The following is a 216-nucleotide window of genomic DNA, read 5'->3' on the forward strand; positions in this document are numbered from 1 at the left end:
GTGTTGTCTTTGTAGATTTTAATTAAATCCATCACATCACCAATCTGATCGTTATTGAATTTTTTCTTCACTTCGTTTTCATCCAAATCTAACATTTTGTTCAATTTGGCGTGAACTTTCTTGGCGATTCTATCCGTGTCGGATAAAGGTAAATCCAACACACGACCGGTATCTCTAACAGCAGATTTTCCGGCCATCGTACCATAAGTAATAATT

General features: G+C 36.1%; 1 protein-coding gene. It reads right to left on the reverse strand.

Annotated features, from left to right (window positions below; translation table 11 throughout):
* Positions 1 to 216 (reverse strand): hypothetical protein (locus tag NO357_RS21360; protein ID WP_306737787.1); only part of this gene is annotated, 216 nt, incomplete at both ends.

This window comes from Marimonas arenosa, from assembly GCF_030848945.1.
GTDB classification, from domain to species: Bacteria; Pseudomonadota; Alphaproteobacteria; order Rhodobacterales; family Rhodobacteraceae; genus Marimonas; species Marimonas arenosa.